The sequence below is a fragment of the Lacihabitans lacunae genome (assembly GCF_042649125.1).
Taxonomy (GTDB): Bacteria; Bacteroidota; Bacteroidia; order Cytophagales; family Spirosomataceae; genus Leadbetterella; species Leadbetterella lacunae.
In genome coordinates this window covers 135,903-150,564 of sequence record NZ_JBHRYQ010000001.1, presented here as the reverse complement: position 1 = coordinate 150,564, position 14,662 = coordinate 135,903, and the positions used below count along the sequence as shown (strand labels likewise).

At 36.9% G+C, this 14,662-nt stretch carries 8 protein-coding genes; 4 read left to right on the top strand and 4 right to left on the bottom strand.

Annotated elements, in window-relative coordinates:
* Window positions 1-36 precede the first annotated feature (36 nt).
* From ACFOOI_RS00530 to ACFOOI_RS00515, 4 genes are all read left to right on the top strand, one after another.
* Window positions 37-3,282: a glycoside hydrolase family 3 N-terminal domain-containing protein gene (locus ACFOOI_RS00530; protein ID WP_379833736.1), complete on the top strand. Its 3,246-nt coding sequence runs from the start codon at window positions 37-39 to the stop codon at window positions 3,280-3,282.
* Window positions 3,283-3,481: 199 nt separating this feature from the next.
* Window positions 3,482-3,994 (top strand): hypothetical protein, encoded by a 513-nt coding sequence (locus ACFOOI_RS00525; protein WP_379833733.1) that lies wholly within the window; start codon window positions 3,482-3,484, stop codon window positions 3,992-3,994.
* Window positions 3,995-4,505: 511 nt separating this feature from the next.
* Complete coding sequence (locus ACFOOI_RS00520) at window positions 4,506-7,736, top strand: SusC/RagA family TonB-linked outer membrane protein (RefSeq protein WP_379833730.1); 3,231 nt, start codon at window positions 4,506-4,508, stop codon at window positions 7,734-7,736.
* A gap of 60 nt (window positions 7,737-7,796) precedes the next feature.
* Window positions 7,797-9,320: a SusD/RagB family nutrient-binding outer membrane lipoprotein gene (locus ACFOOI_RS00515; protein WP_379833727.1), complete on the top strand. Its 1,524-nt coding sequence runs from the start codon at window positions 7,797-7,799 to the stop codon at window positions 9,318-9,320.
* A 71-nt stretch (window positions 9,321-9,391) separates the two neighbouring features.
* On the opposite strand, the gene ACFOOI_RS00510 is transcribed toward ACFOOI_RS00515, so the two are convergent.
* The 4 genes from ACFOOI_RS00510 to ACFOOI_RS00495 all read right to left on the bottom strand — a co-directional run bounded on the left by ACFOOI_RS00510 (window position 9,392) and on the right by ACFOOI_RS00495 (window position 14,656).
* Window positions 9,392-10,705, bottom strand: coding sequence for an OmpA family protein (locus ACFOOI_RS00510; RefSeq protein WP_379833725.1), 1,314 nt, complete (start codon window positions 10,703-10,705; stop codon window positions 9,392-9,394).
* A gap of 88 nt (window positions 10,706-10,793) precedes the next feature.
* The gene (locus ACFOOI_RS00505; protein ID WP_379833722.1) at window positions 10,794-11,489 is read right to left on the bottom strand and encodes a potassium channel family protein; all 696 of its coding nucleotides are present in this window, start codon (window positions 11,487-11,489) and stop codon (window positions 10,794-10,796) included.
* 27 nt (window positions 11,490-11,516) lie between these two features.
* A complete protein-coding gene (locus tag ACFOOI_RS00500; protein WP_379833719.1) occupies window positions 11,517-13,118 on the bottom strand; it encodes a TrkH family potassium uptake protein in 1,602 nt (533 codons plus the stop codon).
* 263 nt (window positions 13,119-13,381) lie between these two features.
* The gene (locus tag ACFOOI_RS00495; RefSeq protein WP_379833716.1) at window positions 13,382-14,656 is read right to left on the bottom strand and encodes an NAD(P)/FAD-dependent oxidoreductase; all 1,275 of its coding nucleotides are present in this window, start codon (window positions 14,654-14,656) and stop codon (window positions 13,382-13,384) included.
* Between the last annotated feature and the right edge of the window lie 6 nt (window positions 14,657-14,662).

Sequence of the window (14,662 nt, the reverse complement as noted above, 5' to 3'; positions counted from 1 at the left end):
CTTAGCTTTGAGAAACATTGAACCAATACCTTACCAATGAAATATACACTTAGTTTCATCTTAGTTTTAACACTATTCTTTTCAAAAGAGGCTTTTTCCCAAAAAAAAACTGACTTTTTAGTTCATTATGATTCGCTTTGGGTAGAAAACACACTGAAAAGCCTAACACTTGAGGAAAAAATAGGACAGCTGATAATGCCCCGAGGAAATACCTCTGGCAAAGGCTACGATGCCGAAAAATTAAAAACTTGGGTGAGAGATTACAAACTTGGCGGATTGGTGTTTTTTGCAGGCCAACCTACTGTGCAGGCCCAAATAGTAAACGACCTGCAAGCCATGAGCAAAGTGCCCATGCTGATAGGAATGGACATGGAATGGGGCATGGCGATGCGACTAGATAGCACCGTGAGGTTTCCTTATCAAATGGCATTGGGAGCCATGCAAGGCGGCGATGATTTAATATATAGAATGGGAAAAGAGATTGGCCGTCATTCCAAAAGAATGGGCATACATGTCAATTACGCCCCTGTGGTAGACATCAACAATAACCCCAAAAATCCGGTAATAAACTTCAGGTCATTTGGAGAGGATAAATTAGCCGTTACAAACAAGGCTTTTGCGTATATGAATGGCCTCCAAAGCGAGCATATTTTGGCTACTGCCAAGCATTTTCCAGGACATGGAGACACTGGCGTAGATTCACATTATGACTTGCCCGTAATCACGCATAGCAAAGAACATTTAACCGAAAATGAGTTATATCCATATAGATTTTTGATCCAAAACGGACTTAGCGGCATCATGACAGCACATTTGAGTATTCCCTCTTTAGAGAGCACACCAAACCTGGCTTCTACATTTTCAGAAAAAATAGTCTCAGAGTTACTTTGTAAAGAAATGGGTTTTGAAGGCTTGACTTTTACTGACGCCATGGATATGCAAGGTGCGGTCAAAAACTTTCCCAATGGCGAAGCACTGGTAAAAGCTCTAGCTGCTGGAAATGATATATTGGAGACTTTTGAGGATGTGCCGCTAGCAGTTGCCGCCATAAAAGATGCTATAAACAAGAAAACCCTTCCGATAGAATTAATAAACGCTCGCGTTAGAAAAATACTGAAAGCAAAGGCTTGGGCGGGCTTAAACAATTACAAACCGATAGAAATTGAGCATTTGGTGGAGGACTTAAACACCATTGAATCTGATTTCCTGAACAGAACTTTTGCCGAGAAAACCTTGATTACGCTTAAAAACGAAGAGCAAATTTTACCAATCAAAGATTTAAGCAAAAGAACCGTTGTGGTTTCTATCGATTCTGAAACGGAAAGTAGTTTCCAGAAAATGGCCGCCAACTACACCGAAACCGAAAATGTGAACTTCTCGACCAAAGCCACTGGAGAGGAAATAGTAGCGGGAATTCAAAAACTTAAAGGAGCAGATAACTTAATAGTAGGGCTGCATTTGCAGAATGTGAGGCCAGGAGCCAATTATGGATACAACGAAACCAACAAAAATATCCTCAACCTGATTTTGGCCAATTACACTGCCACTGTTGTAATTTTCGGAAATCCGTATGTTTTAGATAAAATCGAAAATCTAGATAAGGCCAAAGCCATTGTATTGGCCAATCAGCTAACCAAATATACCGAAGAAGCCGCCGCTATGGCCGTTTTTGGAGGAATAAACACCAACGGAAAACTCCCCGTAACGGTAAATGCTACCTATGTAATTGGTGCAGGAGAAAACACCCAAAACCTACAAAGACTTTCGTATGGAATACCTGAAATGGTCGGTCTTGACTCCCGCGTGCTAAATACACGAATTGACTCGGTTATAAACTTGGGTTTAAAAGAAAAAGCATATCCGGGAGGCGTAATGGAAGTGGCCCAAAGCGGCAGGGTGATTTATCAGAGAGCGTTTGGCTACCAAACCTTTGAAGAAGCCAAAGAGGGTCGTAAAAGACTAAACACGAAGCAAAACTTCGAAACTGGAAATAAGTCTGACGTAATGGACAACCGCACCAACTACGACGAAGGATTCATAAAAACTAACACCGCCGAAACTTACCAAAAAGGAGAGGTGAGAATGACCGACCTATACGACATGGCCTCCGTTACCAAAGTAAGTACCTCGGCTTTGGCAGTTATGCAACTCATGAGCGAAGGCCATTTTGACTTAGACAAAACATTTGCAGACTACTATCCGGAGTTTAAAGACAGCAACAAAGGCGACCTGAAGTTTAGAGATATGCTTACGCACCGATCGGGTCTAAAAGCTTGGATTCCGTTTTGGATGGACTGCATAGATAGTGTGGCTACTTTACAAAAAGCGGTTTCTTTAAATCCGAGTTTAGCATCTAATTTTGAAAAGGTATATTTAAAACAAAATTTCTTCCAAAAACTATTTAAAAAGGAACCAAAATACACCTTAAACTATAGTGCTGCCTTAGACAAAAAAGACCTCAGCATTTGGAACAAATGTCTAAACACTAAAACAATCACCTGGAAAAAGGGAATTTTCTCTTCTACAAAATCAGAGCAATATAGTGTAGAAGTGGCTGACACGCTATTTATGAATAAAGACAGAATGGCCTTTATCATGAATCAAATAAAAGAATCGCCGGTAAACAAATCACAGGGCTATGTGTATAGCGATTTGCACTATTACACCTACCCACAGTTTGTACCTCTCATTACTGGAAAAGACTGGGAGACTTATCTAAAAACCACTTATAAATCACTTGGGGCGAGCACATTGACTTACAATCCAAGAAGGTTTTATGATTTAGACAGAATAGTGCCTACCGAAAAAGATACACTTTTTAGAAAAACGCAAATTCACGGACGTGTACATGACGAAGGTGCCGGAATGCTTCAAGGAATTTCTGGTCATGCTGGATTGTTTGGAACTGCAAACGATCTCTTAAAACTGATGCAAATGTATCTTCAAAAAGGTTCTTTTGGTGGAAAAGAATATATCAAACCTGAGGTTTTGGCTGAATGCACGGACTACCAATTCCCGTATGAAGGAAACCGCAGAGCCATCGCTTTTGACAAACTAGACTTCAATAAAAACATAAGCAATGGCCCTCAAGAGGCATCTGAAAGGAGTTTTGGACATTCGGGCTACACAGGCACATTTACATGGATTGATCCAAAATTTGACTTAGTTTATGTATTCTTGTGTAACCGAGTTTACCCGACTAGGGATAATAACAAAATATCGACGTTAAACATTAGAACAGAAGTAGGCAACCAGATTTTTAAAACTTTAAAAGGAAAGTAAACGATTATTTTTATTTACAATTTAAGAGAAACTGAACATCAATTCGGTTTCTCTTTTTTTATGTAAAACCTTTTTTGTTTAGAAATTTAAAAAATAGAATAATCAACAAAACACAACTTTAATGTCATTTTATTATCAATCGGTGGGCTTTGGCATAGGTTTTGAAATCTTCTTTAAAAAAAGTAAAAACTAAATCAGAATGGAATTATTAGGAATTGGATCGCGAATTAAGCACGACACACACGGCATGGGTGTGGTAATTAACATAAAATCAGATGGCTACGAAGTCACGTTTGTAGAAGACGGCATACGTATAGTAAAATTAGATGCCGCGTTTGAAGTAATTGAAAATGCGGGTTTTGAGTCGGATAAAGTGAGCATATTTGACATGGAGCGGTCGATTACTAAAATACTTCAAAAATGGATGGATGCTACCGAAATAGTTCCGATAGCAGACAAATGGAAAGGCGGAAAAATGATACTAGAGCCCGGAAAAACGGGACTCTCTTCAAAAGAAATACCTGTGGAGACATTCTTCCATAAAATAGTAATGCTACGTGACCGACTTCGCGTAATGGAACAAAAAATAAACTCCTCAGAACTCGACGACCAAACCAAAGTAGACCTACAGCAATACATTTCGAGGTGCTATGGCTCTATGACCACTTTCAATATCTTGTTTAGAGATACCGATCAGCACTTTAAGAGTTAAGAAGAAATAATAGAAATGGTTGCTCACTTAAAAGGGCGACCATTTTTATTTACAAGAGTTTTTTAAAACGTATATTTTCATAATAAAACAGCATACTTTCACAAAAAGCAACTAAAAGTTTATAGAACTTTTTTTTCATATATGCAAATTTTGACCTTCACCAGGAAAGGCACTATTCTTTTGAAGTTCCTTAATATCCCATCATTCTTTTAAGTCCAAATTGCACTTTCTCCCTAAAAAATGCCATATCCATAATGACTAAATAATATTTAAGTCATTACTTATTTTGTAAAATATTATTTTGAATAATCCGAATTTATAAAATATAATACAAATATTTTAAACCTAAAAAAAATACCAATTCTCTAATTTATTATTTCTCCAACAATCAATTGAATAAAATTAACAATTTATTAACATTATTTAAATTTTAATACAAAAATTAAAATCTGATTAGAATTTGAGAATAAATTTCGTTTTTAATTTTTAAAAAACTTTAATAACAGACTTTATGAAAAAAACTCTACTCGTCAGTTTACTGGTGATTTGGATTGGGCAAGCCTATGCCCAGTCTATTAATGTTTCAGGTCGTATTACATCTAGCGACGACAAATCTGATCTTCCAGGTGTTAGTGTTGCCATAAAAGGCACATCAAAAGGTGTTACTTCTGATGGAGAAGGTAATTATAAAATTACCGCCTCAAAAGGAGATGTATTGTTATTTAGTTTTATTGGTTTTACAAACCAAAGTGTTGTTGTAGGAAGCGAAAAAGTTATCAACGTAGCTTTAAAGGCTGATGCTTCCCAATTAGAAGAAGTAGTGGTTACTGCTCAGGGAATCCGTAAAAGCACCAGAGAAATTGGGTACGCGTATTCGAAAGTGGTAACAGAAGACGTAACTGTTGGACGTTCTCCACAACTAGCCCAAGCACTATCTGGTAAAGTTACAGGTTTAGCGGTTTACAATGTCAATAACTCAGTAGACCCTGCCGTAAAAGTAGTTTTACGTGGATTTAGATCATTGACAGGCAACAACGAGGCATTGGTTGTATTAAACGGAATGCAGACTACCTCTACGGTATTGGCTTTAATCAACCCAAATGACATCGAAAGTGTGACTATCCTTAAAGGAGGACAAGCTGCTACTTTGTATGGTTCTGCTGGTATCAATGGTGCCATTGTAATTACCACAAAAGGTGGTGTTAAAGGCAAAACAAAGGTATCGTATTCAAACAGTACCAATTTTGAAAACATTAGTTTCTTACCAGATTTTCAAAATCAATATGGATCAGGTTCACAATATTATCCGTATTCTTATGGACAAGCCGGCTATAGTTCGGATTACAAAGTTAGATCAGCAGCAAACTGGAGACCGTATGAAAACCAACAATATGGAGATGCATTTGATGGCACTTCTAGGCTTATTGGTCGTGTTGCTGAAAGTGGTAACAAGCAGGTTTTACCCTATTCGGCAATAGATAACGTAAGAAGAAAAAGTTTTGACACCGGTATATCTGTAAACAATCAAGTAAACATAGCTGGCGGAGACGAAACAAGTAAGTTTTATCTGTCACTCGAAAATCAAAAAATAAACGGTGTGGTTCCTCACGATAAAAGTGAGAGAACGGGTATCAGATTGTCAGCTGAAAAAGTTTACGGAAAACTAACTTCTGGTTTTAATGTAAACTATACACAAGCCAATTACGACAGAACATCTTCAGATTTTTATAATGATGTATTGAACCAACCGGCTAACCTTCCTTTGTACCAATACAGAGACTGGCAAACCAACGAATTTGCAAATCCAAATGGATATTACAATGACTATTATAACAACCCGTATTTCAACGCGGATAATAATAGAATGAAATATAAAGATTCTAATGTTTCTGGAAATGTGAGCTTTATCTACAAAGCAGCTAGCTGGTTGCAGTTTACTGAAAGAGCCGGAATTATGAACAATTCTAGAACTGGAAAAAATACAACTGGTAAATTTTTATACTCTGACTGGGCAAAGAAAAGTGCAAACATAGTGGCTCCGTGGACGCACGACGATGACTATGATGGAATCTACCGAGCTATAACTGACATACTTGGTAGCGTTTTAGACTATTCTTCTACTGAAAATGTAATCAATAACGAATTCCAAGCTCAATTATCAAAAGACTTAGGGCCAGTTTCAAATAAGTTAATATTAGGAAGTAGCGTGTACCAAAGATATACAAAAGGAATGGCCATTGGCTCAAGCTCTATTGTGGTACCGGAAGTTTACAATGTTTCTAACAGACAAGGCGAATTAACAGGAGGCGAAACCACTACCCAGGAGCGTAGATATGGCTATTATGCCGATTTGACATCAAACTATAAAAACTGGTTGATTTTTAATGCAACTTACAGACACGATGCGACCTCTAGATTCTATAAAGCAGAACGTGTAAAAAGTGCATATTCATATCCATATTATGGTGCTGCATTATCATTTATCGCCACAGATGCATTTCCAAACCTAAAGAGCAACGTTTTAAACTTTGCCAAAATTCGTGCAAGTGCTAATAAAAATGCGAACGACAATATTCCACTTTATGGTTTAGATCTTCAATACTTGAATGGAACATCTTTCCCTTATGGAAATACAGTAGGCTTAACCGTTGGAAATACATTGCCAGATGCTAACCTTAAGCCCGAGCTTGTGTATTCTTATGAAATTGGTGGCGAATTCCAAATGTTTAATAACAGATTAAACTTAGATGTTTCGGCATATACGCAAACTTCAAAAGGTCAAGTTGTAACTGCAAAAATACCTAACTCTACAGGTTTTAGTAATCTATTAATAAACATCGGGGAAACTAAAAACTGGGGATATGAAGGTGAGTTAAAGTATCTGATTTTTAGAAAAGAAAAAACAAGTTGGGATTTCAGTGTGAGATACTCTTACAATGACAACAAAGTATTAAACCTTTATCCAGGAGTTGATGAGTTCCAATATGGTGGCTATTCGTATGCAAATACCAACGTTATTAAAGGTCAAAGATTCCCAATGTTAAAAACTGATGGATATCAATATGCCCCAGATGGATCAGGAATGGTTTTGGTTAACGGAACTACCGGATATCCATTGAGACAAACTACGTTGTCTACTAGAGGTGGTACACTTCCTCGCCACATAATAGGTTTAGGTTCTAAACTGACTGCAGGTAACTTTGGCTTTACATTTAACTTCGAATATAGAGGTGGAAACACAATGTACAGTGACCTTGGACGTCAAATGACATTTACTGGTGCTGGTGGTTGGACTTCAAATCGTAGTCCACAAATATACCCTAACTCTGCAATTCTTGGAGCTGATGGTGTCACAGTTACACCAAATACAACTGTACAAGTTCGTGAGCCAGAATATGCTCTATGGGTAAATAACTATCGTTTGATTTCTGAAAACTTTGTAACTCCAGGTTGGTTCATCAAACTTCGTGATATCAATTTGGCGTATAATGTACCAAAAGGTCTCTTAGAAAGAACTAAAGTATTTTCAGCAGCTAGTATTTCACTATACGGTAGAAACCTTTTGACTATAGTAGACAAAAAGAACTACTACACTGACCCTGAATTTAGTTACCAAGGAAATCCTGCCCCTGGTTCTATTTCTACACCAAGTGGCTCATCAGCAGTTGGCATTGGTATTAACAACACCACCAACACCCCTCCAGTACGTCAATATGGTGTAAACTTAAACTTTACTTTTTAATCACTAAAGTGAAATTTAATTATAAAAAAATAGTGTAATATTTTTAATTAGACTGAAAAAATGAAAATAAAATCGATAATAATTCTAGCAGTATTGGCTCTATCAAGTACCGCCTGCAAGGAGAGTTTTTTGGATATAAACACAAACCCAAACACGCTCCCTACTGCCTCGCCTAACTATGTATTTACCAATGCGTTAAATACAACCTCAACCAACATGTTGGGTTCAAACGAAACCGGTCAATATTGGGCCGGTCAATGGTCTCAATCAAATGGTTACATCATAAGTACTACCATTTTTGCTTATAACTTTACCAACGGTGACTTTAACTATTGGGATGGAGCTTATGACAATCTTAACGATTACGAATTTGTAATTAATAATTCAGATTCTTACAATCAGAAATTTTTGAAAGGACCAGCAAAAGTGATGAAGGCTTTGGTTTACCAACAGTTGGTAGATATGTATGGAAATATCCCATATACCAATGCACTAAAAGGCGTAGGTTCGCTTGCTCCAAAATTTGATGACCAAAAAACAGTTTATGAAGGATTGATAAAATTACTTGACGAAGCTTTGGTAGATATTAAAGCCAATAACTTTGCAAGTGCGTTTACAGGCTCTGATATTGTTTTTAAAGGAAATACTGCCAAATGGGCTCAATTTGCAAATGCTTTAAAATTAAGAATATTAATTCATCAGGCGAAAATTTCGGGTAGAGATGCATACATAAAAACAGAATTATCAAAAATTGCGGCTGAAGGTTCTGGTTTCCTTAAAACTGAAGAAGTTGGCGTTGGCGGTTCTGGTTTCTACTTAGCCACTGCGGGCAAACTAAACCCGATTTACGACAGATGGGGATACGATGCAAACGGTGCAAAAAGAGCCTTAAATAACTACCCTAGACTTACCGAGTTTTTAGTAAATAACCTAAAAGCTAGCGGTGATACTTTGAGATTAAAGCGTTTGGGATATGCAATTGGAGGCGAAAGTGCAACTGCTGGCGTAAGTACAAAAGCTGAAGTTGCAGCTAACTATATCGGAGTACCTTTCGGAAAAAGCTCTGGTTTCTTACCAGCAGGTAGCTCCTCATTGGGACCAAGCCTTTTGGTAAAAGGAGAATACAATAGACCTTTCGTGTTAATGACTGCTGCGGAAGTAAATTTACTTTTAGCAGAAGCTTCTCAAAGATATGCTGACGTTTCGTTTGGTGGAACAGCCGAAGATTTTTTCAAAGCTGGAATTACCCAATCGTACAGAGCTTTGGGAGCAAGTTCTGACAAAGCAGCGGCCTACATAGGTAGCGGAATTCAAAACTACGACTACAAAGCTTCTTCAGATAAACTAAAGGCTATTGCTTACCAAAAATGGATTGCTTTATGTAATTTTAACGGTTTAGAAGCTTGGACGGAGTACAGAAGAAACAATTACCCGGTAACACCTCAAAGTGTGCAAGTAGTAGACGAAACTCGCCCTGTAAGGTTATATTACCCAAATACAGAGTCAGGATCAAACGCTGAAAATGTAAATGCACAAGGAAAAATCAACGTATTTACTTCGAAGTTATTCTGGGATGTAGATTGATATTTATTAAATATTAAACATAAAAAAGAGGAGCAAAACTCCTCTTTTTTGTTTTCTATTAACCCTAAACCCTATTTTAAAATCTTATATTCTACTCTCCTATTTTTCTGACGACTTTCTTCGTCATTGTTTTTGGCCACTGGCTGGGTATCTCCCAAACCGATAAATTTGATTCGATCACCTGCAATACCTTTTTTAATTAAATACTCTCTTACATTAAAAGCCCTATCGTATGACAACCTTTTATTAGCCTTTGGATCACCTTGGTTATCAGTGTGTCCTTCAATCTGAATTTGTAATTCTGGATTTTCTTTTAAATGCTCCGCCAAATTGTCTAACTGCTCGTATGATTCTGGCAAAACTCGGGCGTCTCCCAAATCAAAATATACTTTATCTAACTTAAAAGCATCTTCGGTTAACTGCTCCCCTATTTCTTTTTTAATAGGCTTTTCCGCATTTTCATCAGTTAGATTTTCTTCTACTTTAACAACTGGTTTTTCGTAAATTTGTTCTAAATAAAAATCTTTTTGGTATTCAGATTTAGACTTTAAAACTGATGATGCAACAGCCTCCTCCATTTCATTATATCCATCCGAAATCACTTGAAATACTAAATCAGACTGTGGAACCAAAAACTCAAATGAACCCGAACGAGAGGTAATCACAGAATCTATTACCTCGTTTGTTTTGGGGTCAATACAAAGCACTTTTGCCTGAATGGCTTGCTGTGTATCAATATCTTTTACTCTACCATAAAATCTAAATTCTTGTGAAAGTGCTTCTTCTTCTACAATCTCTTCTTTTACATTTGGCTTTGCTGCCAACGCACGCTTATTACCGTCCTTCGGATTGTTTATTTTTATGCCATAAAAATTCCAATACGTAAGATTATTATCTGATTCCTTTGAGCTTTCTACCAAATCTACCTCCTCATAGCCAGGAGCTATTTTTTCAAAATATACTTTAAAGAAATATTTCTTACCTGGCTCCACATCTTTTCTATTTGGAGCGGTTGGGATACTTACAGCCCTCAAAAACTTATATTTCTGCCCATCGTTTGTTCTTATAAATGAACCCGGCTGAAAACTAATGGTACTACTTTTTCCTTGAAGCATAAACTCTTGAAGAAGCATCTTTTGAACCATCGGACTTAGGCTTCTAAACTGATCTTTTTCATCTGGATTTTTCTTAAAGTATTCTTTAAGCTCTTCTTCGGCAGACTTAGAAACATACTGCATGGATACTATCGTTTCGGTATCTGTAATCTCTAACTTGTTGATATAAACATCAGAGGTAGATTTTTTCCGAATGGATGGATTGGGCGTAACTTGTGCAGATACGCTAAAAAATGAAAATAAAAGGATAAATAAAAAAGACTGTCTCATATTTTAAAATTCAGCGGTTATTCTGATTTTAAAACGAAACAGTCTTTCTAAAAGTTTATATTGTTTTGTTAAAAAGTGTTAAGCGATGTTAATCTCTCAATTCCTTTCCAATCATGTTTTCAAAGTTTTTAACTTCGCCCATCATCACCAATATATCTTTATTGGTCAGCATGTGGTCTTCTTTTACGTTCATATCAACTGTAGATTTTTGGCTAACCATTCCCAAAAAGTTTTTACGCTCCACAAATCTTTTGATAGCGATTAGCTTCAAGTCATATTTAACCTGAAAATCTATACTGCCTACATAGCGGCCAAGGTATCGTTCTGGCACTTCTATTTCTATAATGGAGCAATCGTCTGAAAGGTCAAAAGATTCTACTACACCCTGCATTTCTAATTGCTTTGCAAACATTTCGGCAGCTATTTCCTCAGGATTAAATATAGTTTCGATACCAATTGACTCCAACACCGTTCGGTGAACCGGATTGATAGATCTTCCGATAATCTGTTTGGCATCGTGCTGTTTCATTAGGGCAGTAGTGATTATGGAAGCACCTACGTCTTCGCCAATAGCGATAACCGCAATGTCCACATCTTTAATCGGAAGCGACGAAAAAGACTTGGCTTTCGAAGAGTCAAGACAAATCACATGAGTAATTCTATCTTTAAACTGTTCTACCACTTCAAACCTACTGTCTACTCCAAAAACCTCATGACCTAACTGCGTAAGTCTTACAGCCAATGTGGAGCCAAAATTACCTAATCCAACAACAATGTATTTCATTTATTTATAAAATGCTTTTTTTGAAAATTAAAGTACTTGAACACTTTCTTTCGGGTATCTATACGACTGACAGTCTACCTTTTTAAACAATCCAAATATAACTGTAAACATACCAATTCTACCTAAAAACATGGTAACAATAAGCACTATTTTACTATTATCAGATAATAATCCGGTTAAGTTTTTACTTAAACCCACCGTACCATACGCCGAGAAACATTCAAAAGCTATACTATCTAGTGGAAGTGTAGGGTTAAATACAGAAACTAAAAATATGGAAATACCCAGTATCATTAATGATAGAAAAATAATAGCAAATGCTCTCAATGATGAACTCTGAGAAATCTCTCTTTTAAACAATTCTACCCTATCTTTTCCTCTTGCTAATGCCACTACATTTGATATGGCCATAACGAAAGTGGTAACTTTGATACCACCACCGGTAGAGCTTGGAGCGGCTCCAATCCACATCAATAATAGATACACCAAAACTGTACCTTGGGTAAGTTTACTGATATCTACTGTGTTAAAACCCGCCGTCCGTGGTGTAACTGACCCAAAGAAAGACTGAACCAATTTGCCGTAAGTGGTGGGGTGCTCTCGCAAAACATTATCTTGCTCAAGACCATAATAAACCAAAGTGCCGGAAACCAACAATATAAAAGTTGAACTTAAAACCAACTGACTATGAACTGTTAGGTTTCTAGCTTGAAAACCAAATCTATCCCCAAAAAACAAAGTTCTTAATGCTGAATTAAGGAAGTTTTTAAAACTATGATACACATCTATGACAACCGGAAAACCTATACCTCCAAATATAATTAAGAAGCATATAACCAACTGAAAACTGTAATTGTACCTAAGTTTAAAATTAAACAAGCCGTCAGGCACAGTAGAAAAACCTGCGTTACAAAAAGCTGAAATCGAATGAAAGAAAGAGAACATCCAACCGTCGTAAGCATTGGTAGTATAGGTAGTGTGCGTGAAAAGATAAATCAACACGGCTCCCATCACTTCTATAAAAACGGTATAAAACAATATTTTCTTTAAAATAGAAAATAGTGTATTAGGCTTATCTGTCTCAATTAAATTACTCAATATAAGGTGATTACGAAGCGACATCCCTCCTCTAAATAAGATTGCAAAAAAGTTAGTAAAGGTCATTAAACCTAATCCACCAATTTGAATCAAAACTATTAAAATATCTTTGCCGAGGTCTGTAAATTTAGAAGGGACATCTACCGTAGATAGGCCTGTAACACAAACCGCAGAAGTGGCCGTAAATAAGGAATCTATAAACGTAAGGTTTCCGTTAGTGGCTCCAGGAATTAGCAGCATGGCTGTGCCACCTAAAATCAACATGATAAAACTGATTGAAAACAGCAAAGAAGGGTTTAAAAGGGTGTTTTTGACCTGAGCAGAAACTGCCATAAATCTTATAACAAAAAACACACTTATAAGAATGTACAAAAACCACTCTGACTTAAATCCGTCGTTTAGGTTTTTGAGCACATTAAACAAAAATAACAATACGAAAATGATAAGATCCGTAATGTATTTCCGGTCTAAAATAAGTTTTCCTCTTTTTATAAAAAATTTGATAAACCATTTCGATAGAAATAGTATCATGAGTAGACGTGGTATTTGTCTCAAAAGACTATTTACCCAGTTTACAACATAAGGCTCCTTAGGGAAGCCGATTTGATAAATAACCAATAAAAACCCGAATAGAAGAGTTAAGAAAATACCCCTATTGAGTCGTTTTATTATTGATTCTTGTATTGTGGTTAGCTTATCAGCATAATCCACCCAATGGTCTTTAAGTCTCAAAATTGCTCCTTTTCAGTATAGAAATCCACAAAAGCGACAACAAATGTAGCAAAGAGATTTTACTAATCAAACCTATGTATACTAAAGTCTTGGGTGCTCATACTTAATTTTTTATTTGTCACAAGTTCCGAAATTAGCTTACCTGAACCTGTAGCGAGACTAATGCCCATCATGGCATGACCCGTATTGAAGTATAAATTCTTGTATCTTTGATGTTGGCCTATGTATGGCATTCCGTCTGGTGAGCAAGGCCTTAGCCCCGACCAAATCTTATTTTCTGCCGGATAAGGCACTTCATATTCTGGGAAATATTTCGGAATGGCTTTCAGTATCCCGTTGACTCTATTTTTGTTAATTTCAGCGTTAATTCCGCCTATTTCCATTGTGCCTCCAAACCTAATTTGATCCAGCATAGGTGTAATGGCCACGCGTGCTTCTACAAAAATACTAGGTGTAAATAGCTCTTTGCCAGCTACTTGGGGATTCGTTAGGCTATATCCTTTTCCTGCTTGCACCGGTATATTGAGGTTTATTTGTTTGCCAACTTGCTCTGACCACGAACCAGTCGCCAACACCACTTTTTTGGCTTCTAATAAATAGGGCTCTCCATTTGACTCCCTAACTTTTAGGCGTTCTACTGCTGTGGAGTTACATTCAATATCAATTAACTCGGTATCAAATTTTATTTCTACGCCAGCAGCAATCAAATATTTACGAAGTTCGGCAACCAATTGATTGGGATACAAATGAGTGTCGCCCGTAAAAAACACACCACCGCTAACATCGGGTTTTATCTCAGGTTCTAAATCACAAACTTCTTGTTTGGTTAAAACTCTGGCTTCTATGCCTATTTTGTTTGCCAATGCTGCCACTTCAGTTTCTTCGTGTAGTGCTTCTTCTGATTTGCAAAGCATCAATAAGCCTTTTTCTTCAAAAGAAAAATCAAACAATTTCTTGTGATTTAAGTCTTGATATAGCTTTTTGCTCAACAATCCGATATCTCGCAAAACCGGAATAGCATTATCTACTTTTTTTTGGTTGGCGGCTTTGTAAAAAGAAAAACCCCATTTCATAAGCGATAGCGACATACGCGGTTTAATATAAAAAGGACTTTCGCTGTCAAACATCCATTTTATGCCTTTTTCTATCATTCCGGGTGCGGCTAATGGTATAAAGTGGCTGGGTACAACCATGCCTGCATTGCCAAAAGAGCAACCGTCTTGGCCTGTACCTTTGTCTAACACAAGCACCTTTTCACCTTCTTGAAGTAAATAATAGGCCGTAAAAAGACCTATTATACCAGCACCCACCACTATTATAGGTTTTTCTTCTTTCACAATTCT

Coding starts and splice junctions, on each gene's coding strand:
- ACFOOI_RS00530 (WP_379833736.1), top strand. CDS start 37: ATGAAATATACACTTAGTTTCATCTTAGTTTTAACACTATTCTTTTCA.
- ACFOOI_RS00525 (WP_379833733.1), top strand. CDS start 3,482: ATGGAATTATTAGGAATTGGATCGCGAATTAAGCACGACACACACGGC.
- ACFOOI_RS00520 (WP_379833730.1), top strand. CDS start 4,506: ATGAAAAAAACTCTACTCGTCAGTTTACTGGTGATTTGGATTGGGCAA.
- ACFOOI_RS00515 (WP_379833727.1), top strand. CDS start 7,797: ATGAAAATAAAATCGATAATAATTCTAGCAGTATTGGCTCTATCAAGT.
- ACFOOI_RS00510 (WP_379833725.1), bottom strand. CDS start 10,705: ATGAGACAGTCTTTTTTATTTATCCTTTTATTTTCATTTTTTAGCGTA.
- ACFOOI_RS00505 (WP_379833722.1), bottom strand. CDS start 11,489: ATGAAATACATTGTTGTTGGATTAGGTAATTTTGGCTCCACATTGGCT.
- ACFOOI_RS00500 (WP_379833719.1), bottom strand. CDS start 13,118: ATGATACTATTTCTATCGAAATGGTTTATCAAATTTTTTATAAAAAGA.